Origin of the sequence: Streptomyces sp. NPDC085900 (assembly GCF_044540925.1) — a bacterium.
In the GTDB taxonomy this organism is placed as follows: Bacteria; Actinomycetota; Actinomycetes; order Streptomycetales; family Streptomycetaceae; genus Streptomyces; species Streptomyces gilvifuscus.
The window spans coordinates 24,923-48,558 of record NZ_JBITSP010000017.1 but is presented as its reverse complement, the minus strand read 5'-3'; the positions used below and the strand labels follow the sequence as shown (position 1 = coordinate 48,558).

At 67.6% G+C, this 23,636-nt stretch carries 23 protein-coding genes; 17 read left to right on the top strand and 6 right to left on the bottom strand.

Features of this window, described 5'->3' with window-relative positions; genetic code table 11:
• The first annotated feature begins 265 nt into the window (after window positions 1-265).
• The 4 genes from ACIGDI_RS39620 (at window position 266) to ACIGDI_RS39605 (ending at window position 2,190) form a co-directional block, all read left to right on the top strand.
• Complete coding sequence (locus ACIGDI_RS39620) at window positions 266-841, top strand: adenylate kinase (RefSeq protein ID WP_399907187.1); 576 nt, start codon at window positions 266-268, stop codon at window positions 839-841.
• Between the two features lie 87 nt (window positions 842-928).
• On the top strand, window positions 929-1,534 hold the full coding sequence (locus ACIGDI_RS39615) for a helix-turn-helix domain-containing protein (RefSeq protein WP_399907185.1): 606 nt from the start codon (window positions 929-931) through the stop codon (window positions 1,532-1,534).
• Between the two features lie 105 nt (window positions 1,535-1,639).
• Entirely contained in the window at window positions 1,640-1,945 is a 306-nt protein-coding gene (locus ACIGDI_RS39610; protein ID WP_399907183.1) for a hypothetical protein, read from the top strand.
• A 35-nt stretch (window positions 1,946-1,980) separates the two neighbouring features.
• Window positions 1,981-2,190: a hypothetical protein gene (locus tag ACIGDI_RS39605; RefSeq protein ID WP_399907181.1), complete on the top strand. Its 210-nt coding sequence runs from the start codon at window positions 1,981-1,983 to the stop codon at window positions 2,188-2,190.
• Between the two features lie 518 nt (window positions 2,191-2,708).
• On the opposite strand, the gene ACIGDI_RS39600 is transcribed toward ACIGDI_RS39605, so the two are convergent.
• Together ACIGDI_RS39600 and ACIGDI_RS39595 are read right to left on the bottom strand one after the other, a co-directional pair.
• Window positions 2,709-3,065 carry a hypothetical protein gene (locus tag ACIGDI_RS39600; RefSeq protein ID WP_399907179.1) on the bottom strand — a complete coding sequence of 119 codons (357 nt, stop codon included), beginning with the start codon at window positions 3,063-3,065 and terminating at the stop codon, window positions 2,709-2,711.
• 653 nt (window positions 3,066-3,718) lie between these two features.
• Window positions 3,719-4,213: a hypothetical protein gene (locus tag ACIGDI_RS39595; RefSeq protein ID WP_399907177.1), complete on the bottom strand. Its 495-nt coding sequence runs from the start codon at window positions 4,211-4,213 to the stop codon at window positions 3,719-3,721.
• A gap of 542 nt (window positions 4,214-4,755) precedes the next feature.
• Here ACIGDI_RS39595 and ACIGDI_RS39590 point away from each other — a divergent pair.
• Entirely contained in the window at window positions 4,756-5,286 is a 531-nt protein-coding gene (locus ACIGDI_RS39590; protein ID WP_399907175.1) for a hypothetical protein, read from the top strand.
• Window positions 5,287-5,559: 273 nt separating this feature from the next.
• Complete coding sequence (locus ACIGDI_RS39585; RefSeq protein WP_399907173.1) at window positions 5,560-5,787, top strand: hypothetical protein; 228 nt, start codon at window positions 5,560-5,562, stop codon at window positions 5,785-5,787.
• Between the two features lie 128 nt (window positions 5,788-5,915).
• Here the strand turns inward: ACIGDI_RS39585 and ACIGDI_RS39580 are convergent, their stop codons facing one another.
• The gene (locus ACIGDI_RS39580; protein ID WP_399907172.1) at window positions 5,916-7,898 is read right to left on the bottom strand and encodes a helix-turn-helix domain-containing protein; all 1,983 of its coding nucleotides are present in this window, start codon (window positions 7,896-7,898) and stop codon (window positions 5,916-5,918) included.
• Window positions 7,899-8,134: 236 nt separating this feature from the next.
• Here ACIGDI_RS39580 and ACIGDI_RS39575 point away from each other — a divergent pair, with 236 nt between their 5' ends.
• The gene (locus ACIGDI_RS39575) at window positions 8,135-9,418 is read left to right on the top strand and encodes a hypothetical protein (protein WP_399907170.1); all 1,284 of its coding nucleotides are present in this window, start codon (window positions 8,135-8,137) and stop codon (window positions 9,416-9,418) included.
• Window positions 9,419-9,421: 3 nt separating this feature from the next.
• Here the strand turns inward: ACIGDI_RS39575 and ACIGDI_RS39570 are convergent, their stop codons facing one another.
• Window positions 9,422-9,970 carry a hypothetical protein gene (locus ACIGDI_RS39570; protein ID WP_399907169.1) on the bottom strand — a complete coding sequence of 183 codons (549 nt, stop codon included), beginning with the start codon at window positions 9,968-9,970 and terminating at the stop codon, window positions 9,422-9,424.
• Window positions 9,971-10,653: 683 nt separating this feature from the next.
• On the opposite strand from ACIGDI_RS39570, the gene ACIGDI_RS39565 reads away from it, so the two are divergent.
• The 3 genes from ACIGDI_RS39565 (at window position 10,654) to ACIGDI_RS39555 (ending at window position 15,719) form a co-directional block, all read left to right on the top strand.
• Window positions 10,654-11,511 carry a hypothetical protein gene (locus tag ACIGDI_RS39565; protein ID WP_399907167.1) on the top strand — a complete coding sequence of 286 codons (858 nt, stop codon included), beginning with the start codon at window positions 10,654-10,656 and terminating at the stop codon, window positions 11,509-11,511.
• Window positions 11,512-13,272: 1,761 nt separating this feature from the next.
• Window positions 13,273-14,538, top strand: coding sequence for a ParA family protein (locus ACIGDI_RS39560; protein WP_399907165.1), 1,266 nt, complete (start codon window positions 13,273-13,275; stop codon window positions 14,536-14,538).
• Window positions 14,535-15,719 carry a ParB/RepB/Spo0J family partition protein gene (locus ACIGDI_RS39555; protein ID WP_399907163.1) on the top strand — a complete coding sequence of 395 codons (1,185 nt, stop codon included), beginning with the start codon at window positions 14,535-14,537 and terminating at the stop codon, window positions 15,717-15,719. Before ACIGDI_RS39560 ends, ACIGDI_RS39555 begins: the two co-directional genes overlap by 4 nt.
• A 131-nt stretch (window positions 15,720-15,850) precedes the next feature.
• Here the strand turns inward: ACIGDI_RS39555 and ACIGDI_RS39550 are convergent, their stop codons facing one another.
• Window positions 15,851-16,201 carry a hypothetical protein gene (locus ACIGDI_RS39550; RefSeq protein WP_399907161.1) on the bottom strand — a complete coding sequence of 117 codons (351 nt, stop codon included), beginning with the start codon at window positions 16,199-16,201 and terminating at the stop codon, window positions 15,851-15,853.
• Window positions 16,202-16,808: 607 nt separating this feature from the next.
• Here ACIGDI_RS39550 and ACIGDI_RS39545 point away from each other — a divergent pair.
• The 7 genes from ACIGDI_RS39545 (at window position 16,809) to ACIGDI_RS39515 (ending at window position 21,244) form a co-directional block, all read left to right on the top strand.
• Window positions 16,809-17,024: a hypothetical protein gene (locus ACIGDI_RS39545; protein ID WP_399907159.1), complete on the top strand. Its 216-nt coding sequence runs from the start codon at window positions 16,809-16,811 to the stop codon at window positions 17,022-17,024.
• The gene (locus tag ACIGDI_RS39540) at window positions 17,021-17,908 is read left to right on the top strand and encodes an XRE family transcriptional regulator (RefSeq protein ID WP_399907157.1); all 888 of its coding nucleotides are present in this window, start codon (window positions 17,021-17,023) and stop codon (window positions 17,906-17,908) included. Before ACIGDI_RS39545 ends, ACIGDI_RS39540 begins: the two co-directional genes overlap by 4 nt.
• A gap of 13 nt (window positions 17,909-17,921) precedes the next feature.
• Window positions 17,922-18,728: a hypothetical protein gene (locus tag ACIGDI_RS39535; protein WP_399907156.1), complete on the top strand. Its 807-nt coding sequence runs from the start codon at window positions 17,922-17,924 to the stop codon at window positions 18,726-18,728.
• Between the two features lie 98 nt (window positions 18,729-18,826).
• Entirely contained in the window at window positions 18,827-19,306 is a 480-nt protein-coding gene (locus tag ACIGDI_RS39530; protein ID WP_399907154.1) for a hypothetical protein, read from the top strand.
• Window positions 19,307-19,346: 40 nt separating this feature from the next.
• Complete coding sequence (locus tag ACIGDI_RS39525) at window positions 19,347-19,754, top strand: contact-dependent growth inhibition system immunity protein (protein WP_399907152.1); 408 nt, start codon at window positions 19,347-19,349, stop codon at window positions 19,752-19,754.
• A gap of 409 nt (window positions 19,755-20,163) precedes the next feature.
• A complete protein-coding gene (locus tag ACIGDI_RS39520) occupies window positions 20,164-20,709 on the top strand; it encodes a S1 RNA-binding domain-containing protein (RefSeq protein WP_399907150.1) in 546 nt (181 codons plus the stop codon).
• A 13-nt stretch (window positions 20,710-20,722) separates the two neighbouring features.
• On the top strand, window positions 20,723-21,244 hold the full coding sequence (locus ACIGDI_RS39515) for a hypothetical protein (protein WP_399907148.1): 522 nt from the start codon (window positions 20,723-20,725) through the stop codon (window positions 21,242-21,244).
• Here the strand turns inward: ACIGDI_RS39515 and ACIGDI_RS39510 are convergent.
• Window positions 21,195-23,600: a hypothetical protein gene (locus ACIGDI_RS39510; protein WP_399907146.1), complete on the bottom strand. Its 2,406-nt coding sequence runs from the start codon at window positions 23,598-23,600 to the stop codon at window positions 21,195-21,197. The two genes, ACIGDI_RS39515 and ACIGDI_RS39510, sit on opposite strands and share 50 nt — an antisense overlap.
• Window positions 23,601-23,636 lie beyond the last annotated feature (36 nt).

The following is a 23,636-nucleotide window of genomic DNA, read 5'->3' as shown; positions in this document are numbered from 1 at the left end:
GTGCGGAGGCGGAAGAGGCGTATCGCCGGGCCATGGACGCCGGGCACGCCGACGCGGCGTACAACCTCGGCATCCTGCTCCGCGAACTTGGACGATCCGACGGGGCTTAGTCGGCGACCTAGTCGTCCGGAAACAAGCATTGGGCCGTCTCGACGGCGATTCGAATTGCTGTAAGGTTTCAGATGGCAAGCCTCTGGACTCCGGGCGATCCCCCCGGCCTGCCTGCCAGCGAACCGAGCGCCGCTCCCGTCGAGGAAAGGAAACCATGCGGAAAATCGCACTCTTCGGACCACCCGCTACCGGCAAATCCACCCTCGCCCGCTGGCTCTCCGCGGAACTCGGGCTCCCGCACACCGACCTCGACGACCTGCTCTTCACCCCCATGGGGGCCCTGCCGCTGCCGGAGTTCCGCCGGCAGGCAGGAGAGATCACCCAGCAAGACGCATGGATCGTCGAAGGGAACTTCTCCAAGCTCGCCGACGTCGTCTGGCACCGCGCCGACGTACTCGTATGGCTCGACTTCCCCCTGCCCCTGATCCTCTACCGCATCGTGCGCCGCAGCCTGCGCCAGCTCACCGGACGCGAGGACAGCCCACAGGCACACCGACTGACCTGGGGGAAAGCGTTCTTCAACCGCCGGTCCCTACTGCGCACCGCCATCCGCAAGTACCGCAACAACCGGCCCCGCTACGCCAAGCAGGTCGCCGAGACGGCCGCCCTCGGCGTCGAAGTCGTCAGGCTCCGCAGCCCGCACGAGATCCGCCGCTGGAAGGCGGACGTAAGGAAAGGGCCGGCGGAGAGCCACCCACAAGGAGCGACCCGGCACACCACCGGCCCCTAACCAACATCCATGCCGGCGCGAACGCCGACGGGAAGTACCCCCAGCCTACAAGCCCACCACCCCCGACCTCGCCCGAGGAATGCCACCGTGATCCCCCGCAACCGGCCAGTGATCAACGAAGCCGACATCGCCCAGCAAGCCGGCGTCCCCCTCGCCACCTGGCGCCGACGCGACGCCCCCGCCTTCCGCCAGCGCATCCCCAGCCTCTTCCCCCACAGCCGCATCCGCCTCTACGACGAGGCCCAGGCCCGCGCCTACCTCGCCGGCCAGCCCATCCCCCAACTGCCCTCCACACCCCACCCCGAGGACCTCCTCAACGACGAAGAGGCCGCCGCCCTCCTCGGCATCACCGCCAGTACCGTCCGCGCCTACGCCACCCAGGGCTACCTCTCCGCAGGCAAAACCCTCTACAGCCTCCGCGTCTGGCCCCGACACGACATCGAAGAACGCCGGACCAACCCGCCAGGACAGGGAAAGGGCGGAGGCCGCCCGCCCGGCACAGGACAAGGCCCCCGCAAAGCACACCCGTATCAAGACGATCCCCGCCTCCACACCGCCACCCAAGCTCTCGCCGACGCCGGCGAAACCCCACGCCACCGCATCGCGGAAACCCTCGCCCAACAGCACGGCGGATCCACCCGCACCTGGGAACGCCTCCTCACCCAGGCCAGCCAGACCTCCCCGCCCGACTGATCCGTACGGGAAGGACTGGTCCAGGACCGGCCGAACGCGAGCCAAGGGCGGCTGACAGCGGGTCGCGCCGCCCGCTACCGTGGGCCGAGGAGAGAGGAGACCACGGTGAGCAGTGACTGGAGCATCGACACCATCGTGCATGCCCTGCCCGTGCCGGAGCTGCGCCAGCAGGCCCTCCGGGAGATCCACCTCGCTCCCGTGACCGAGTTGCAGAACGTGGTCGACCGGTGGCGAGCCATCGCCGCCGAGTGGACGCTGACCACCGCGCCGCGCATCGAGGAGGCCCGCGCGCAGGTCGAGGCGACCGGGGAGCTGCCCGCGCAGTACGAGGAGACCCCCGAGTCCGCGGCAGCGTTCGATGACTGGCGCCACCACATGGAGACCCTGCGGCAGCAGCGCGGCGCCGCGTGAACTGGCACCTCGTCCGCTCTCAACACACACTCGACATGATCCTAGCCCTGCCCTCCGAGGGACAGCTGGCCCTGCTCGACCTGATCGACGCGCTGGAGACCGACCCGTACGCGGTGACCGAGCCGTACGGCATCGACGACAAGATCACCCGGCAGGCACTGTTCGGCGGGTTCGGGCTGGCCGTGCTGCTCGTCAACGTGACCACACGGCGTATCACAGTGCTGTCGCTGACCTGGACCGGCTGACACCTCACGCAGTTCAGCCCGCGCCCGCGCGTATGCGCAGAGGGGCCCAAGTTGGCTCCGTTTCCGGCTCGGGGTCGGCGGGAGCGGGGACCGCGAGTTGGAGGCGGCTGCCTGTATTCAGCCACACCTCGCCGTGGGGTGATCGCCGCGATCGCCGCGAAGCGCCTGCCGCCCCTCGACTGCAGCCTGCTCAACTCGCGGACGGCGCCGTACGGCCGATCGGCGCGTGGCACCGCAACGGAGGCCGGAGCAGCCTTCTCTCCCCCGCCGACGCCCGCCACGCCTTCCACGCGGAATCTCTTTGGGCAGCCATGTTGCCAGCCCGTGCTCGGACGGGATCGCGCGCGCTTCAAGAGAGCGTTGGAGCCAGCCGCGGGACATCCCTCGGGCAGTTCGTCCTCGGGCCAGGAGTAGCTGAAGTTGAGGCGGTACTTGGACCGGGTGAGCGGCTGCGTATACGGTCGCGAGGCACCACGACCACGGCGCAGCGCTCGGCCGCGGCAGTGGGAAATCAAGCGCTACATCCGGATCGACCGCAGGCTGAGGCCGCGCATCGCCGGAATCGACGCCAGACCCCATGCGACCGTAACGAGAGCCGCAGCTACCTGACGAGCATCCCCGGGCGTGCCCGACCACACCATGACGACAGTGGCGGCACCCCACACGATCCAGGTCATGCGCGCGCCGAAGCCGCCGAACATGAAGCCCATCAGCAGCAATGCCGCGCCGCTGGCGACCCAGAGCAGATGCAGCGAGGTGACAGGCAGGGCAGTCCAGCGGAGTGCGCGTTGAGGTAGGCGCGGACCGGATCGTCGATCGTTGCGACGATACGGGTTGCGGGACGTCGCAGAGTTCCTGCGGCGGGCGGGGATCAAGGAGGCGGACGAGCTGTACGTCGAGCGGTGCCGGATGATCGAGTGGCGTGGGGTGGGCCGTGGTAATGGGAGCACTGAACGTACAGGGCCCCCGCGCGTGCCGTGCGGGGGCCCAGCGCTGGGGTGCCTATCGGGTGCTGGCCCACCAGGCGACTAGACCGCTCGCTCCAGCCACTCCGAGCCCGTACGCAGTGCCACGAGTCAGGCTGATCAGAGCCACGCGCCACAGTTGGCGCAGCGTATGGGCCTTTTTGGTTTGTTTCTTGATGGGCGGGACAGACTTTTCCATGTGGTTCCCTGCTTGATCGTGGGCCGAACCGCGTGGCCTCCCGGGCACTGCCGCCAAGCTGGTTCCGGGAGGCTTTCGGTTTTTTGAGCACCGGACAGTTTCCCGGCGTGCGTGACTTATGCCCTCGACATTGAGGGACCATGCCACAGCTATGCGGCGTGGTCGTGCTGTGTCCAAACATGCCCGCACCTGGTGCAACGCGCGGCTGGGGCCGCGCCAGCTCCTCCGTGGAGGTTGAGTCGGCCGCCGCAGTCGGGGCAGGGGTGGGCGAGCTGGGCGGTGGTCTCGCCGACGTCAAGGGCGCGCTCGACGCGCTCGGCGGCGCCCCGGGCGACGGTGGTGATGTGGTCGAGCTGGAGCGCGGTCAGCGGCCGGAAGGGGCCGGGGCTGCCTTGGACGCGGCCGAGGAGCCATAGGGCGGCCTGGCGGGCGCGCGGCCGAATGCCGGTCCGCGACCAGCGGCGGGGGTCCTGCCGGTCCTGGATGACGAGCTGGGCGCGTCGGCGCCGGTCGGCCTCCGGCTAGCCGGCGGGGAGCAGCGCTGGACGCTGCCCGCGATCTGGTCGGCGCATTCGACGAGGACGGCCTGGACGATGCGCATCGTCTCGTGGACCGGCAGCCGGATCCGAATGGGCCGCTCGCCGATCTGCGAGGGATCGCTCCAAGGTGCGCAGTGCGAGGGCCCGGTGCGTTCGGCCTCGAGCTCCTCGGCGTCGGGTTCCTCGATGGCGCGGAGGTAGTCGGCTATGCGGCCCGCAGGCGGCCAGGTGGGGGTGCTGGCTCCGCCGAGGGCCTCGACGAGGTCGGGCACCGTCGCGCCCGCCAGTCGTCGAGGACCCTTCAGTGCTGGATCAGCCACCACGCCACGACGGCCCCAGGAACGCGAGACCACGACGACGGCTCGTCGCAGGGATGCGGCGCCGCGCCTCGGCGTCGGCCCGCCGCCGCTGTTCCTCTTCCTCCTGGTGCTCGCGCTCCTCAGCGACCTCTCGCTCGCTCGGCGTGCTCCGATAGGCGTTCTTCCACCACCCATTCGCGCGCCAGCTCCTCGCGCTACGCCTCTGTTCGGTTCAAGCGACCTCAGCCACCCCTCCCCCACCGTCAGGCAAAACCCTCCCATGCTTTCGATCAAACGTTCCCTTTTTCGCGAGCCCGGCCATAGCGTGATCGCGACCATTTGTCATGCTCAGCAAACTAGGGGGAACCGCATTGCGAGCAAGACTCAGATGCACCATCACTGCTTTAACTCTCGGGGCAAGCCTGCTCGCCGGAGGAGCCACGGCATCAGCCACAGACCCCTCCCCGGACAGCAGCACTACCGCACCCGAGGGCGCGTGGCACTCATACGCGGACGCCACGGGGGCCGACGCGGACGCCATCAACGCAGCAGCCTCAGCAGGAATGTCAGACGACGACGCTGCCGACCTGGCGGAAGTCAACACTTCTACTGCAGCCGACGACACTGACGCCACAACCGACATGGTGCCTCCCACAACGGACCCGCCGACTCCGCAGACCTCATGCCCGAGAGGCACCACCTACAACGGAGCCCATGCGGCTTGGTCCTGCATGGACATCATGAAAGACAACGCGGACAGGGGCCACGCCGTGTGGATCCGGGTCGGCAAGGCCAACCCGAGGGGGTTCGGCTACACCCACGCCTTCGTAGACCACAACCTCTACGAAGAACCCATGCTCGTCGTGATCTACAACAACTCGCACGGCCTCAAGCAGCGCAACGGCCGGTACCTGTACGGCATGTACTTCAAAGGGCCAAGAGGCGTGAAGCAGTTCGTCGAGGTGTACGAACAGCGCACCCAGGGATCCGGGTCACCGGACACTCACCCCATGGGTGTCGTAACAGCCTTCTGCCGCAACGCCTCGTACGAGGAAGAGAACAAATGCCCAGACTGGGTCAACACCTCACTCTGACCAGTTGAACCATGGGCTCGGCGCCGGCCAGGCCTACGCTGAAGCGTGCCTGGTCGGCATCCCGGACCCAATGAGAAAGGCCTCATGGACACGTCGTCTATGCAGTCAGTCGTTGCGGACCTCTCCCGTGTCCTCCCCCAACTGACCCAGGACGCACGGGACCGCCCACCATCACGTGAGACCACGGATGATCAGCCCGGTTGGTATGCCTACGCTCCCCTTGGCAGTGACGCGCCGCCGTACCAACCCCCATCACCCTGGGACCAGGTTGAGGTGCTCGATGTCAGCGCAGCCGGACAGCTGATCATCGTCAACTTTCGTTGGCTGCCCGCGCAACGCCTCTTCGCCCATGTAACCGACCTTGGAGCATGGGACGGCATGCCAGACCTAGCAGCCCTACAGATCGAGCAGGCGGTGACACGCATGCTGGCCTCCGCCGACTTCCCCGATCTGCCGAAAACCATGACGGTCGGTGACGTCACTCTGGTCACCGGCGGGTAAACAGGGTCCTCGCGCCGGGGCGGGGGGATGTGGGTGCGGCGCCGCGGGCCGAGAACATGAAAGGCCCTGATGGTCCACGGTCTGCCGTGGACCACCAGGCCCCTTTTGCGGGGCTGGCCTTTTCGCCTCTACGAGTCATTCTTGACGACCACGCTTTGCGACGCGACTGGCCTCAGGTTGAGGCCGTGCATCGCCAGAACCGAGGCCATCCCCCAGGCGATGGTGGCGAGCCCAGCTGCTACCTGACGCCCAGGCTCGGCCGTGCCTGACCACACCATGACGACAGTGGCAGCGCCCCACACGACCCAGGTCATACGCGCGCCGAAGCCGCCGAACATGAAGCCCATCAACAGCAATGCCGCGCCGCTGGCGACCCACAACAGATGCAGCGCGGTCACGGGCAGCGGCAATCCGACGGAGTGCGCGGCGAGGTAGGCGCGGACCGGATCGTCGATCGTTGCGACGACGCCGTCCCAGTGCCACCCGGTCGGGGTATGCCAGGCGCGGGCCGTATGCGACACCGTGTTCGCCAACACCCCGAGGACAGCGATGCCGACCAGGAATCCCGAGAACAGGACGACCAGCTTGATCCACAGGGCGCTCTCGCTCCAACCCCCCGTGAGTGAGTTCCCAACTTCCTGACGCCGTGCCTCAAGCCACTCCGGATCACTCACGACGACCGGCGGCGTCATGGGCAGCGCGGCTGTCGGAGCGCGATGCGGCTGCGGGGGAGATTTGAAGTCTGCGCCCAGTTCGCCAATAGCCTGCTGCACCAAGAGAACAACGCGCCGATCGTGACCGAAGACCACGTACCCGGCGCAGGCCGCGGTCGCCGGCAGCAGGGGAAACAGCCACCAGGCACTCCACTTCACCGAGCACTCCACGCTCAGCGCGGCACCCGCCGCGGCAAGTCCGGCTATCAGGCACCGCACTGCCCGCACAGCCATCGCCCGCGTGCTCACCGTGATCGGCCTCGGCATCGGCTCCCTGCGGAAGCCGGCACGGACCGCCGGCCACAGCTGCGCCAACGGGCTCCACGGGTCACTGACGAAGACCACCCCGATCAGCATCAGCAGATCCAGAGGGATCGTCCAGCCAGTCGCGCCGGACAGGGTGGCCGCCACATGAAGTGCCGCCGCAGACATCATCGCCAGACACCCCAAGGCGCGCCCCAGAAGGTGGCAGCCCGTCCGTAAACGATCAACGGTCTGAATCGCCGACCGGCCCGGCCTGATCAGACTCCACTCATCGCTGACCGCATCCCGTCGCTGCTGGCCGTCTTCGAGGAACCCCTGCGCAGCCTGTAGAGCCCTTTTGAAGTCGGCTCGAAAGAACGCCTCCTGCAGCTCTTCCGGCATCGGCGGCAGATCGGGCTCATCGGCAGAGGCGACGACCCGGCGAGACTGAGCGAGCTCCTCCTCCAGTTCGTCACTGCGCCTGCGCAGCCGAGCCAGGAGCACCTCGGTCTCGTCCCGGCTGGCGCGCGCCCGGCGCAACTCCCGCTGCGCCGCCTCCAGCTGTTCGGTGAGCTCACCAAGGCGCGCTGAATTCTCCTCGTTCTCCTCGTCGTACTGATCTTTGAGAGTCGTCACCTGCTGCTGCAGGTCGGCGGTGAACCGGGCCAGATTCAGAACGAGTTGCTGGGTCAGGCCCCGCTCTTCCATCAGCTCCTGGTTGCGCTCGTGGGCCTGCGCGAGTTGATCGTAGGCTTTCGCGGCCTGGTCCTGGGCCGTGGCTGCCACGGTGGCTAAGACGCTCCCGGACGGCTCGCCATCCGACGGCGACCGCGGGGCCGGTACCTCGGTGGCCGGCTTTGGGCGCTGGGCAGCCACGAACAGGCGCGAGGCTTGCTCCATGCACGCCTGCCGCTGGCGCGGGTGGGTGACGTAGGCGACCAGCTTCTGCACGAACACGTGAGAAGGCACGGCCTCGCCGCTCAGGTACGAAGAGATGGTGGTCCGCCCGTAGCCGGTCGGCTCTTCCAGGTCTCGCTGGCTCTTCCCCGCCCGTTTCACCAGACCGCGGAGGTACTTCGCCAGCTCGATGCTCTCGGGCGTCGCGTCCTTGTGAAAGCCGCCGTACCCCCGACCGCCCGGCTTCTTCTCTGCCACGATCCCTCCCCCCATCCAGCTCTCCCCCGCCGTACACCGTTGATCAGCGTACGGACAGTCAGAAACAGGCGACAGAGCGCCGCCGGACGTTGTCCGGCGGCCACTGCCTGTCCGCGCCAGTCCGGCCATGTCCGGTTGCCACCTGCATAAACACGAGCGGACAACCACCGGACAACTCCATTCGGGCAAACCTCGTATCAGCGCCCCGCCCCCTCCCCGACCCTGGAGTCACTGCGATGAACCGCTCCACAGCCACCACCCCCGCCCACTCACCCCGCCCCCGGACCCTCGCCGGAGCCCCCACCCGCCCGCCCGCCAGCGCCGGCCAGCGCAGCACACGAAGCGAGCTGCCGCGCAGGGGCCAATTCGCCGTCGATGTCGCCCACCAGGGGCAGATCATCGATCTGCGCCGCGACCCCGATGCCTGTGCCCGTCTCCCCCACGGGCTGGCTGCCAACCGCTACCGATGCCTGGCCTGCGGCCACCGCCTGATCCTGCAGCGACCTTCCAGCACCTCTTCCTCCTTCACTCCCCGCTTCCGCCACCACGCCTCCGCCCTTGGCGCCGACCGCTGCCCGGCCCCCGCCCCGCACCAGGCCGACGTCCAGGCCGACCTCACGACGATGCTCGCCCTGCAAGACCAGCTGCTGCGCGTCCTGCCCCAGGCGGCCCTTGGCCTGCGCATCGACCCCGACCTCGCCGGGCAGCGCTGGGAAATACCGCCCTCCCTGATCGTGCGGCGCGGCGAGCACGTCATCGTGCTGGAGCGACCACGCCGCCTGCTCACCCCGTCCGCCGTCGCGCACCGAATCACCGCCACGCGCAATCAGCACGGCACCAAGGCCGCACACTGGTGGGTGTTCGACCGCGACGACCCGCTGCACTGCGACGTAGCTGGCACCATCAACGTCCAGCCCTACGACAAGACGATCACGCACACCAAAGTGCGCCCCACCCCCGCCCAGCGCCAGCTCACCACCGCCGGCGCCACCGTGTGCTGGCTAGCCGGCGACACCGTCCTCCTCCCCTACGGCGGCCGCCAACGCACCTACACCCCTCAACCCGGCGAAGACTGGAGCGGCGACATGGCCTCCTGGAAACGGGACTGGACCATCTCCCATCCGCGCCCCGCCGACGGGGCCACCTGGTGGGGCCTGGTGCCGCAACCGCTGCTGGCGCTCGCCAAACGGCCCGACTTTCGTCCCGCCACCGCCCACGCCACCATGTCGGCCCTGCAACGTGCCGAACAGGGCCGCGAACGCCACCGTCGGCGCCGCGCCCGCGAACACGCACAGTTGGGCGCTCAAGCCACCGCCCAACAACTGCCCATCCCGGCAACCGCCGTCGCAGTCAGTGCCCCCACCGACGTCCCTTCGCCCCCAGCATCGCTGCCGCACGCTACGCCCACTGTGCCGTCGCTCCCGCCAATAGCCCGACCTCCCCAGCAGGCCCCCTCTGGCCCCGTCCGCCGCCGACGCTTCACCTGGGCCGCGCTCCTGCTGCGCCGCTGGCGCCATTGAAGGTCAGCGTTTGACGCGGTTGCGGACGGCGAGGACCGCGAGACCCGGGAGAATGGGCTCGGCCAGGCGGGACGTCATCTCGATGTCAGTGCCGGTGGTGGTCAGGTCCTGGTCGGCGGAGCGGAAGACCACCAAGTTGAGCGTGACGTTCAGGGCCTTCTCGAAACGCTCGCTGGTGAACCGGTTCCCAGTGGGGTTGTGCGGATCATCCTTGCCGATCTCGAAGGTGACCCTTCCGCCGCCAGGCGGCACGATGCCGGTCGCTTCCTGCTTCGGGTCGTTGGTGGGGAGTCCGAAACCCATCAGCAGCACGATGGTGACGAGCATGGCCGCGGCGAGCCAGCCCAGGGCGCGGGAGGCGCGCAGGCCGTAGTCGGACAGCAGACAGTAGGCGTGCAGTAGGCCGCGTTCGGCGCAGGCGCTGCCGGTCTCGTCGTGCCGGCGCATCTCCATCTCGCTGTAGTAGAAGTCCGCCGCGCCCGGCTCGTTCTTGCCGTCCTCGAACGCCTCGCGCAGCGCCCGGTACACCGGCGCCAGCTGCGCTGGCCCCATGTGCCCGGCGCCGGACGCGGCCGCCGTCCCGCCTGGAACCGCACCCGGCTGCTGCGCTCGCCAGTGATGCTCTTCGGCGACCGCCTTGCGCTCCGACCGGGAACGTTCACCGGAAGGGTGAGCCGTGAGCACAACCTCCGCAGTACTCGCTGCGGACCTGGGAGGGTCAGGTGATTACGCCGTAATCACCTGACCCTCCCAGACGCGAGGTGCCGCCAGGCTGACTAATCAGAGGATCTGGCGCAGCTGGTCGAGAAGGAAGCGGAGAACGCAGGAGACGACAGCGCTCAGCATCTGGACGCTGAAGTCACTGTGAGACCGGTTGCTATGACTGCGGTTGCGCTTGCTCTTACGGGTCATGGTGAGGTCCTGACGATGAGGCGGATTGTCAGCCGGCCAGCTTGTTCTCCACTGTCAGGGCTGCAGATCCCGGCACGCTGAAATGCGACGAAGCCCCTAACGCCCCATACCGATACCGCAGTTCAGAGACGGACACCTGGGCATACAGGCACGATGGTGCGATGAAACGCGACGGGGCGGTAAGGCCTGAGGGAGGAACGGCCGAGGCTGCCAGTAGGCGACGGCTCATTCCTCGACCTGCAGTGCCGCCAGGCCCGTTGCGGATGCTCAAATGCCTGATCTACGAGGCGTACGTCGCAGCAGGTACACCCACGCTGGATGCCATGACGGAAGCGATTGCCGAAGATGACGACCTTTTGGCTTGTCCGTCCCGCGACACCATTAACCGCATCATCGGCGACGCCTCCATACCGGCCAAGCAAGCAGACGTCATCGCACTGGTTATTACGCTGACCCGTCGCATCGGTGGCGACGCAGAGCAAGCCGGTCGTCGCGCGGCCGAACTATGGACGCAAGTTCACCTGGCGGAACCTCTCGGCCGCCCCATCAGTGACCTGGACCCTTACGCCCTCGAAGTCCACCACGGCATCGCGATGCGCGGCATCGAAGGCCTGACGGAGTACGTCGAGCGCGACCACGACGTCGAACTACAGCAGATCATCCACTTGGCATCCGAGGGCCGCAGCCGGATGGTGATGCTGGTCGGCTCATCGTCCTGTGGAAAGACTCGGGCTTGCTACGAGGCGATCCAGCACCTTCCGGACGACTGGCTCCTGTGGCATCCCATCGAGCCCGATCGTCCGCAAGCAGCCCTCGCCGGCCTGGCCAAAGTTGGTCCCAAGACCGTGATCTGGCTGAACGAAGCCCATCGCTATCTACTTCATGACCAGTTCGGCGAACCGATCGCCTCGGGGTTACGTGCCCTCCTCAGCGATATGACCCGAGCCCCAGTCCTCATCCTGGGAACCATCTGGCCTGGCCCGGGCTACTTCGATGATCTGCTGTACTCCCCCAAGCCCGGAAAAGTAGATCCGTACAGCCAAGCTCGCGTGCTCATCGCTGACCGAGTCCTGCACGTTCCCTCAGCCTTCACCCCGCACGAAGTCGCTAAACTCAAGCGGTCCGCCGATCCACGCCTCGCCGCCGCAGCACGCTCTGCCCAAGACGGCATGGTCACCTAGTACCTCGCAGCGGGGTTCGACCTGGTCGGCATCCACCGTCAGGCACCCCCTGGAGCAAAGGCCCTGCTCGATGCGGCCATCGATGCTCGACGGCTGGGCCATCCCATCAGCCTGCCCCTCCCGTTTCTGGCAGCGGCCGCCGAGGCATATCTCAGCGACACCGAGTGGGAATTGCTGCCTGACAACTGGCTCGAGGAAGCACTCGCCCAACTCACCAAGCCGGTCAAAGGGGTCCCCGGACCCCTGCACCGGCAAAAGCGCCGCCGCGGGGCGACTCAACCGGCAACCGGCCCGACCGGACAGACTTACCGGCTCGCAGACTTCCTCGTCGACCAGGCTCGGGCTACCCGCGGCTCCAGCCCCGTCCCGGAACTGTTCTGGCAAGCCGCCCTCGCCTTCAGTGAAGGCGATGCCGCACGAAACCTCGCTTCGGCAGCGGCGGAGCGCGGACTCACCGACATCGCCTGCCGACTGTGGGCCAAGACGAGCGACTACCTGGATATCGGTCTCTGCCTTGCACGAGCAAGCCGGGTGGATGAGGCCCTGCCCTGGTTCGAACGCGCACGCGAGGCCGGAACCCGACACGTCACCGACTTGGCTGTGCGGGAATTGGCACGAATCGGCCGTGGAGAGGACATCCACCTCTGGCTCGAGCACACCCTCCAAGGCGTCGAGGACGCGGAGACGCTGTGGTCTACTGCGCAGGAACTGGCTCGAGCCGGTCGTCTTCGCGAGGCCGTGCCCTGGTACCAACGTGCCGCTGCCGCAGGCGAGACCGATGCACTGCGTGCCACAGCCGAGGCGTTGGCCGACACGGACCAGATGGATGCGGCACTCCCCTGGTTCGAGCGGGCCATCGCAGCAGGAGACAGTGAAGCATTCCGAGCTGCTACCCAACGGATGCTGTTGGCTGAACAACTGAACGACTCCCTCGCGTGGTTGGTTCGTGTAGCTCCGCCTTCTGATGAGAGAGCGTTCCACGACCTAGCCGGAGAACTGGCCAGCGCGGAACGGCTGCGGGAAGCCATGCAATGGTGCGAAGAGGCCGATCAGGAGGGCGCCGTCACCGCCTTTCGCAAGGCACTGCGTCGGTTTGCCGCAAACTCCCGCGCCGACGGGGACTCCGCTGGAGCAGACAATGCAGCTTCCAGCCGGTCGCCGGCACACGAATCCCACGCTTCTCATTTTCAGACGAGGAGCTCGTGTCGACTTGGGCGGCTCGTGCTGCAAGACGGGCGGAGGCCAGACCTCTCGCTACAGCTCGCCGACTCGCCGCTGCAGGGAACCTGGACGAGGCGCTGGCAAGTGCCTGGCAGGCCGCTTTGGCTGGGGAGTCGTACGCCGCCACCTGGGGAGCGCTTCAGCTGGCCGACCGAGGGCGATGGGAGGAGGCCCTCGCATGGTGCGCGCGGGCGGCCGAAGCAGGTAGTGACCTGGCGCTGGACCTCGCTGTGGTGTGTCTGTCCGAGCAAGGTCGGGTCGAGGAGGCAGAGCAGCTCGAACGCTTCGGATGGAATACGAGTGGCGACATCGCCACGTCCTGGCAACTAGACGCCGCTGGTGCACAGTTCAATCCGGCAGCATCCGCTGACGCGACGGGAGACGAGTGATTACGCCGTAATCACTCAAGGGCTGAGCCCCCGTCGGACCCGTCGGTGATTACGGCGTAATCACCTGAGCTGGACGACCCATCGCCACCAAGTTGGTCTAACTAACGTGTCGGCTATGTAAAAGATCTTGCGCGTTAGTATGGTGTCCTCCATGAGTTCTCCAGCCACCTCCAGCGACCGCGAGAAGGTCGTCTCCAAGCTGCCGGGATGGCTCCGGCAGAACCTCAAAATCAGAGCCGCCCAGCACGGCGTCGAGATCCAGGCAGCCGTCGAACAAGGCATCAGCGACTGGTGCAGCCTGGCCTCCACCCCAGCCACCATCGACACCGCAGGCGCCGACTCCTTCTCCACCTTCCTTCCAGAAGGACAGTGGGAGAACTTCCGGCAGATCGCCGCCGACCGACGCGTCTCCCTCATCCAGGGCCTCGCCCAGTCCGTCCAACTGTGGCTCGACGCCAACCCTTCCCCCGACATCGAACGCCCGACGATCACCCGACGCATCGTCGTCTGCAACCAGAAAGGCGGCGTCGGCAAGACCGCCGTCACCGCCGGACTCGGCGAAGCACTCGCCGAAGACCCCAACACGCTTCACCCCGTACGCGTCGCCAAGGCCCTCACCAAAGCCCTACGTGCCAGCGAAACCCACGACGACGAGGCTGAACCGGGCAGTGACCCGCTCGACGTCGAAAACCTCCCAGGCCTCGGACTGCGAGTGCTCCTCGTCGACTTCGACCCCCAGTGCCACCTCACCAACCAACTGGGCGGCAGTCCCCTGCCGATGAACGGCGACAGCCTCACCAACCACATGGCTGGCGACCCCAAGGGCGACCTCCGCGACCTCATCGTCTCCGTCGACGACGACACCTTCGACGGCCGCCTCCATCTCCTGCCCGCCTGCAACGACGCCTTCCTCCTCGACGTGCGCCTGTCCGCGGTACGAGCCCGAGAAGCGGCCCTCGAGCGGGCATTGGCACCCCTCGAGGGTGATTACGACGTAATCATCGTCGACTGCCCGCCCAGCCTCGGCCTCTCCATGGACGCGGCCGCCTACTACGGCCGCCGCCGCGACGGCGAAAAGCCCGGCCAGTCCGGCGCCCTCATCGTCGTCCAAGCCGAAGACAGCTCTGCCGACGCCTACGAACTCCTCACCACACAAATCGACGACCTCCGAGGCGACCTGCAAGTCGACATCGACTACCTCGGCATCGTCGTCAACCTCTACGACTCCCGCCGCGGATACATCGCCACCTCCTCCCTCCAGGGCTGGGTGGACATAAAGGATCCGAGAGTCGTCGGCCTCATCGGAGACCTCAAGGAACAGAAGGAAGCCGTCCGAGTGAAGAAACCCCTGCTGTCCTACGCCCCCAAATCGCAGCAGGCCGTCGGCATGCGCGCCCTGGCAAGGGAGGTCTTGTGAGCAAGGCCGACCAACTGGGCGCCGGCCGCTTCGGCGGGGGAGTGCGCCCGGTTAGCGCACGACGCCAGGCCGTTGCCGCCGCCACAGGCGTCCCCACCGAGGGCATCGCACCGCCCACGGAACTCCCCGTCCACCGGATCAGCCTCAACCCTGACAACCCCCGCTCCAGCCTCGGTGACCTCACCGACCTTGCGGGCAGCCTCAAGACTCACGGCCAAAAGCAGGCCATCACGGTCATGAACCGTGACGCCTACATCAAGGCCAACCCCGAACGTGAAGCCGACCTCGAACCTGACACCAGTCACGTCGTCGTCGACGGCAGCAGCCGCCTCGCCGCCGCCCGCGAAGCCGACCTTGCCACCATCAAGGTCATGGTCAGCGACGACCAGGGCACCACACCCGAGGAACTTCTCGAATCCGCCCTCGTCGCCAACATCCACCGCGAAGACCTCGAGGAACTCGACGAAGCCCGAGCCCTGCAACGCCTCCTCGCCATCTACGGCAGCCAACGAGCCCTCGCCAAACGACTCCACCGCTCCCAGGGATGGATCTCCCAACGCCTCGCCCTGCTCAACCTCTCCCCCGCACTCCAGGCCCGCATCGGCGAAGAACCCGTCGACCTGCTCCGCGCGGTCGGCAACAAGCCGGTCGACCAGCAAGAAGCCGCTCTGGAGCAGCTCAAGGCAGAGCGGGCCCGCAAGGAAGAAGTACGCGCAGCACAGAGGCAAGAGCAAACACTCGTCGATGCGGGACAAGGCAGCGCGGGGAAGCGTCCGAGTGATTACGCCGTAATCACCACCCCCGCGCAGGGCTCTGAAGACGACGGGGGGCCAACGGCAGACCCAGCGGCATCCTCTACGCCCCCTGCGCCAAGGTCTTCCGAGGCGCCGGCGCCGCAGCAGTCCGCTGCAACCACCACGGCGCAAGAAGCGATCCCTGAACCGCGGGGCGACTCCCCGCGGCAAAGCAGTCGAAAGGCGAGCACGGAGCAGGAACCTCGCCGGCTGCCGTACGACAACCCCGGGGAACTTGCCGTGCTTCTCCACCAGCGGATCGAGAACGACGAAGGCTTCTTCACCCTTCTGCGAGCACTCAACAAGGTTGCGCTCCGCCGGGACCCTGCCCGGCTGCGTGAACTCGCAGAGTCTTTCGCCGAGCAAGCGGCATCAGAAACCGGTTGAGCCCAGTGAAACCCTCTGGAGACGGTCAGATCTCACGAAGAGCCTGGCCGTCTCTGCATGTCCGGTCAGCGCCGTCCAAGGCGGGAATGACTGCCTCCGGCGCGGACTGTGCTCGAGCACGCTGAGAAAGCCTAGCCACCCAAGACGACCCGAACCTGCGCGAGAAAGTTCGAGTGGGCCTCGTCCAGCGCGGTGCGGAGCGGACGAAAAGTCTCACTCCGCTGTTCACCCCGTTCACCGGAAGCAACGAGCTCGGGGAAGAACTCGTAGAACCTTTGTACACACTGCTCAGCAGCTCTGACTGCCTCGTCTGGTCCGACGGCAAGAACCGCCGCACGAGCACTAGCCAGCCGGGCACCATCCGCAAAGGTCGCTGCCAGATAGCTTTCTTGCACCCAGCCGACCCGTACCTGCTCCGTCCACTTGCTGTCGCCGTGATTGACCGAGTTGGACAGAGCTGCCAGAAACTCGACGTAAGCCACATGCCTCTGTTGCCGAAGCCAGTGGGCGTGCTCCAGGGCACCTTGGTCCATGACTTGCTGTTGTAGAGACCTGGCAGTCTCTTGAGCTCCGATGCGGGCACCCCGGACGGCCGCCAGACCACCGGTTACTGCCCCGCCCAGCGCCCCCACGAGCCCCACACTGGCAGATAGCACTGCAGCTATGCCCGCATCCACGAATCCGCCTCATCAGGTGTAGGGCCCCCTCTACTTCCCTACCATCCGAACCGCATGTGGCCGAACGTGGGGGAGTGGGCGCCGTGCGGCCCCCTCTTGGGTGTTGCTTCAGCACAGGGGGCCGCACGGTCGGTGCGGCGTCGAGCGGCGCCTCGGATAGCCATCATGCGGCATGCACGTGGACGAATGGGCAGAAGCCGTGTTTCCCCCCCAAAGGGTTGAATCATCCGCTAGGCGGGGTGGCGAGGGGTAGCGGGGACTGGCTGTCCGACCGGCATTGTTCCGCAAGCCCGGAATCGCGTGGCGGCTCCCCCAACGGCCGCGTAATGCTGACGTCCCCTCTTCCTGACGGCGCTTCAGCACCGCCACCAGCAGAGGCAGTTAGTGTCCTGCTCACAGAAAACCGAGTGCGATGTCGAGTAAGAGAGTGGTGACCCTCGCCGTCCTGGCGGTGGTCTTCACATGGAGCACGGTGATGACCGTGCTGGGACACGGTGTGGCCGCCGCCGCCCTGCTCCCGTCGCTGGGCCTGCTCGTCCAGCAGATCGTGCAAGCCCTCACCGCGCCCGACGGCTCCCGCCCCCCGACCAGCCCCACCGCGGCCGGCGCACAGGAGCCGCCCCGATGACCCTGCCCCCCGACGCAGACCAGCCCCTCCCGCCGGATACCGGTGGCAAACGCGGCCGCAAGCCCGCCCCGATCGCCGAAAGCGCCGGCGTCTCGCACCGAGCCTGGCTGGAGCCGGTGCGCAGCTTCCTCTTCGCCAGCGGCCTGACCCTCAACGACCTCGTCGACCGCTCCGGCTACTCCAAGACCCGCATCAGCGAACTGCTGCGCGGCAACGGCTACTACCCCGCCTGGGAGATCACCTTCAGCGTGATCCGCGCCCTGGGCCTGCCCGTGCCGCCGATGCGCCGACTGTGGACCGCGGCCGCCCGCGAAGCCCACAAGGAACCCGACTGGATCAAAGACTGCATCCAGCAAGTGGCCCTCCATCCCGAGCCGCCACCCCTGGCGCACCAGGCATTCACCGAGACCATGACCCGCGCCTACACCGCCTACGCGCGCGCCTTCCTGCTCACCGACCACCGGGCCCGATGGGTGGTGACGGAGACCTTCGACATCCTGTGGCTGTGCTGGAGCCAGGCCGCCACCAGTGCCAACATCCACCGCTACGCCTGGCAGCTGTTGCGCACCCGCGTCATGGCCCGCGCCCACCGCGACGCTGGCGGTCACCCCGACCTGCGCGCCGCTGTCTTCTCCGCCACCGAAGCCCGCGACGCCGCCCCCGGCCAGTTCGCCGCCCTAAGCGAACTCGTCGACCTGTTCACCGCCATCGGCAGGCTCCCCCACGACCTCATGGACGTCACCGTCCTACGCCACCTATGCGGGCTGACCCTGGACGACACCGCCGACGTCCTCGGCGTCAGCACCGCCATGGCCCACGCCGTCGACCACCACGCCCGCGCCACCCTCAACACCCTGCTCACCGCGCACCGCTCCCGGGAGTGAACCCAAAACCGCCATGCCCTCCATCGACACCCTCCTTGCCCGCGCCCGCCTCCAAAACGACCAGCCCGTCCCCGACGACACCATCGCCTACGAAGACTGCGCCTACCTCGACCTCGACGCCACCGCCCCCGACCCCCAGCCATCCGGCGACACAGTGTCAGCCGAACTCCTCGACCAACTCTGCGACGTCGCCGTCACCGCAGTCGCCCCCGACGCACTGGAATTCCTCACCGGCCAGATCCCCGAACCCGCCGCCGCCTGGCTCCTGGGCTGCGCCCTACGCCTGGCCGGCGTCGACGACGGCGCACGCTTTTGGTGGCAGTACGCTGCCGGTGCCGAATCCACCGCCGCCGCCTACTGCCTGGCCCTCTACCACCAAGCCCGCGGCGAAACCCACGCCGCCGCCTTCTGGAACAACCAGACCGACCTCGACGAATCCGACGACGCCGACACCCTCACCGTCACCGGCATCTGCCCACCCCGGCACCACTTCCGCTTCGACGCCAGCCTCCCCACCGTGCTGCGCATCCTCAACCACCTCGCCACCCCCAGCCCACGCCCTCGAACCCATCGCGCCGACGCCATCACCAACTACGTCGCCAACGCCGTCACCCGCGGCTACCGCCGCAACCCCGGCATCGAAATCCCCGTCCCCGAACCGCTCTTCGCCGACCGCATCCGCTTCATCCTCAACACCACCCCACCCTGGGCCCGCCCCACCCCCAGCCCTCACACCCCCGGCCTGCCCAGCCGCAGACGCACCACCCACGACATCACCCCACCCGCCCGCGACGCATCCTTCGAAGCACCCGGCGGATGAGCCCCGCCAACCCGCCCGTGCACCGCACCCCGGACGGTAGAGCGGACCGGGAGTGGGGGAGCATCTGCTCAGCCATCGCCTGCCAGTGAGGGATCGTCATGCGTCCTGCCCGCCGTGCCCTGCCACCCGCCCTGCTCACCTGGCTGCTGCTAGCAGGTTGTTCCTCCGTCCAGCTCGGCACCCCGACACCGGCCACGAGCAACAGCCCCGCCGCAGGGGCACCAGCCACGGCCGCGCCGGCCGGTACCGGCAAGGCCATCGCAGTTGGCGCGGGCCCACAAAAGCACTACACCGTCCAGCAGCAGCCGGCCGCAGGCTCGTGCCACTACCGCTACGAGCACGGCGAGCCTCTGGAGGACCGTCGTTGCACGCCGGGTGCGATCTCTCCGGCAGTGACGCAGGTGAACCTCAGGTCGACGATCTGCCGCAAGGGCGGCTACACCTCGGGCGTGCGTCCGTCGGCGTACGTCACCGGCAAGGAAAAGAAGCTCAATGCGGCCTCCTACGGCTTCACCGGCAGCATGGCTAACGCCGATATTGGTAACTCCGGCTATCAGAACGTGCGGAATGCCACCTGAGACTGCATTTGAGATCTTGCATCTGCGAGAGAATCGGCTAGTGACTGGATTTATCAACCGTGCTCGGTCGCTTGAGGAGCTTGAACGTGACCGTTGGCAGGCGCCGCCAGCCGACGCCACCCGTCTCGTTGCGACAGTGCATGCCCTGCGAAGTCGGCCGATCGGGACTCTGACCGTTGAGGACCTGCGCCTGCTGATCGGGCAGGATGTCGGGCTACCGGTGCTTCTTCCGTTCGCGGTCGAGGTGCTTCGTGACAACCCGCTGGCCGAAGGCGACATGTACGAGGGCGACCTGCTGTCCGCGGTTCTGACCAGGAGCCCGGCAGTCTGGGGCGCTCAGCCGGAGCTCGCAAAGCAACTGAACGTCATCGTCGCAGGCCTCACCGACCTGTCGCCGGACCTACGAAGCAAGGTCGAGGAGTTCGCAGGCGCCGTCCAGGATTCCTGACGCCTGGCAGGTGCCTGATCGTCTACTACGGAGTGGTCCGCCGGAGAGGCTGTGGTCCCGACCGTTCGGCCGGGCGACTCGGGTGAACCGGCGGACCATGACGCCGATCACCGCCCACCGGATCATCGTCTCGGACCGGGTGGGATCGGGCTCGTAGTCACGGGCAAGCCGTCGGTGCGCAGTCATCCAGGCGTGTCCGCTCAACTGCCCACCGCTTGGCCTGGTCACCTCAAATACCCGCTGGTCAGGCGCCTTGCGAACGATCTCCAGCTCGCGGCCGAGGATCGAAGCGGTCCAGTCGACAAGCCTGCCGCCAAACGGACAACTCACAGCCCCATGCAACGTCATCCGACGACCACCGCGCGACGAAGCCATCCCGAATCGGGGCCGGGCCTGCGATGATCCGGTTATGACCGAATACTCATGGCCCGATTGGGGGAGCGACAAGGACTACGGAACCCGCGTCGTAGCCGCCTGGCCCGACACCGTTCGCAACCTCCCCCTCGGCGCCGCGGTCACCGGCGAGGTCGTCGGCCGCCAGCCATTCGGCGTCTTCCTCGCCATAGACCACCACCCCGACGCCATTGGCCTGGCCGAGATCACTGCCATGCCCCGGTGCATGGAACTTCCGCGCGTTGGAGAGCATGTCGCCGGACTCGTCCTGTGGCATGCCGACCACAACCACCAGGTCAAGATCAAGCTCACCGAGTGGGACGAACACGCAGATCTGCTGACTTCATTCGCCGACATGATCGGCCAGACTGTCAGTGGCCAGGTCACCAAGCTCGCGCCGATCGGCGCCTTCGTCCGAGTCGCCGACTGCGTCGAAGGACTCATCCGACCAGAAGAACTCCCTGAGACGCCTGTCGTGGACGGGCAGGAGTTGATGGTCGTGATCCTCGGCGTCGACCTCGAGCGACATCGGATCCTCCTGGCCGCACCAAACGGACGTTGAGAGGAGGCGCCACATGGACCAGCCGAATCTCAATGTGAGTTCCTGGAGCATCGAGAGCCTGGAGACCCACATGGCCGGGCTTCAGCGTGGGCAGGAGCTGGAGCGAATACGCACGGTTGCGCAGTCTCACGTGTATCGGTCTGCAGAGTCGCGCGATGCGCGCCTTCGCTGGGCCAAGCTGTCCCTGGCGGCGAACAGGCGGTTTCACGGCGACGGTCTGTGGGAGCAAGCCCGTATGCGCCGTCAGGAATTCGCACTTCGGACCTGGGTTATTGAATACCTCGGCACCGACGCTGACCCGGACTGGAGCCCCGAAGCTCTGGCCAACGACACCCTCGCCGCGCTCTCGCTTGAGCCGCGCCGGGCGAAGTCGCTCGCGGCTGGCTGGCGGGACCTCCCGATCGAGCAGATCGGCGATCTGCGCCGTCACAAGAACCTCACCGCTCACATCGACCGGCTCATGCCAAGCCTTCCGCCCGGACCGATCAAAGATCAACTCGCAAGCTGGGCGTCCGTGCGCCAGCACTTGCCCTGAACCCGGGGCGGTCGGGAAGGCCAGCGGCGTATCGAGACCATTGCCCGCCAGCTTGGGTCCAGGCGGTCGCGGTTTCCGGGCTGATGCCCAGGAGTCGGATGAGGACCGTGGCCGGGAGCTGGGCGGACAGGTCCATCAGCGCGGCGGTGCGGCCGGGGCGGGAGTAGATGCCCAGTCGCTTCAGCCGCGTGCCGAGGCGTTCGTGGCTGAGGTGGCGTCCGGCGAACCCGCCAGGGAACAGCCATGTCGAGTCCGAGGTGTGGCCGGTGGTGTAGTTGCCGCGGCGCCGTTCGAGGAGCCGACGGGCGATCGTGTCCAGCGGTTCGGGCAGCAGCAGAGGGGTGTCACCGAGCGTCAGCGAGATGCCCTGGTCGTCGATGGTCACGCTGGTCACCGGCAGGCTGCAGACGGTAGTGAGGGGCTGGGCATAGAGCAGGACCAGGAGCCCGGCGAACCGGTCCTCGACAGCGAGGCCGTCGTCATGCATGAGCCGTCGGCTGATGGCCCAGCGGTCCTCCTCGTCCAGGGGCCGCACATGGCTCAGCTTCTCCCGGGCTGGGATCTCCAGGCCTTTGCCGATGTGCCGGTTCTTGCGGCACCACTCGACGAAGCCGCGGGCGTCGTAGCGGGTCGTGGACCCGCTGTCTATCCACTCATCCAGGTGAATCTGTGTGCAGAGTCCGAGTTCGGTGCCCTGTTCGCGCAGCCAGACCAGCAGGCCGACAGCGGCGCGGATGCTGGCCCGGACCGTCGTCGCCTGGGTCGTGGTGACCGGGTGTTTCGCGGCTTGGCGTCGAAGGCGCCGCAGATGGTGCCAGGTCGCGAAGCGCCGGACGAGCTTGCGCTCGTCGGCGTCCGGGACGGCCTCGGTCGCCGAGGCGATCCACCGATCCAAGGTCGCGAACTGTTCGTCGCGTGTGGGCAGGACTCCGGCTGTGACGAGGGCGGCCCGCAGATAGGCCACGGACTTGTTCGGCAGCAGCGTGTCCAGGCCCTCGTGGGTGAGCGGGCAAGTGCCCTCCGCGAGCGCGTCGACAATCGTGCGGGCACTGGGCTGGGCCAGCCAGTTCAGCCCGGCCTTCGGCCCGCCGGCGACCAGGACATCGTGGACCGGCTGTAGGTCAGGGCGCATGACTCCATCGCGGGAGAGTGCGTCGCGGACCTGCTGGTCACGAACGCAGCTGTGGCAGCGGCCGTAGCTGTGCAGATACTCGACCGTCCCGCAGAGACGGCAGGGGTTGAAGGAGATCGGGTCCTTCTGCCAGCAGGTCTCGCAGAGGTGGCCATCCTCGGTCCTGCCCGCGGCGTACTTCTGCTTGCCGCAGCCCACACAGTGCCGGCGAGTGCGTGAGCAAGTGTCGCAGCGAGGCCTCCCGGTCGCTGCCCAGTAGCAGCGTCGAGGCCCCTTGCCGCAGAACGAGCAGGTCCGCAGGGCCGGCCTGCAGCAGGCGTCGCAGAGCGGCCCGTCCTTGGTGCGTCGTCCGACGGGGCGGACCCGGTCGCAGAGGACGCAGGTAATCAGATGGTCGGCCTCCTGGCGCATGCAGGTCGAACACAGCGGGGTCCCGTCAGGGCGGCGGGCCGCGACTGGCCTGTCCCTGCCACAGCATCCGCAGGCCACGAAGTGCGCCCGGCGGAAGCATCGTAGGCAGCAGCGGCGGTCGCCCAGCAGGTGGGTGAGCGACCGGACTTCACCGCAGCCGTGGCAGGCTGGCACGGCGACGGCGACCCCGGCGCCCCTCAGGGCGGTGATCAGCCGGACGGCCCGCGCGGACGCCTTGGCACCCTCGCCAGTCAGCAGGCCCTGGGTGTCCTCGATCTCCCAGAGCAACCGGAACATCAGATAGACGTTGCCGACCGGGGCGACCGACTCGACGGCGCGGCGGACGGCTACCGGATCGGCGTCCGGGGCGACAGCGGCGACTGCCATGCTGATCAAGTCGACGGGGTCACCCTCGGGCAGCCTGAAGCAGTCGCGGCAGATCGCCTCACCGGTGCGGGCGCGGCGATAGACGCGAGCCGGCCGGGAGCACTCGCCGCAACTCAGCGATGCAGCACGGGACTTGTGATCGCAGGGCTGGCAGACACGTTTTCCGTCGGCCCGCAGGCTGGCCAGCTTCTTCGTGCTGCCGCAGTCGGCGCACTTCGGCAAGGCGGCCCGGCGGGAGCCGTGCGCGAGCAGAGCCCGGATGAAGTCACCGATCACGGCAGGGCCCTCGGGACGGCCGGAGACCAGCAGGTCCGGATCGTCGGTGAGAGCACGGGCCAGGCGGCGGCGCTTGGCCCGGGAGACGGCCGCGGCGGATGCGGCCTGGCGTACGACTTCCTCGGCCAGGCCCGGCTCGACGCCAGCCATGACGAAGACGATGACGTCGTCCGGTTCGGGCGGTGG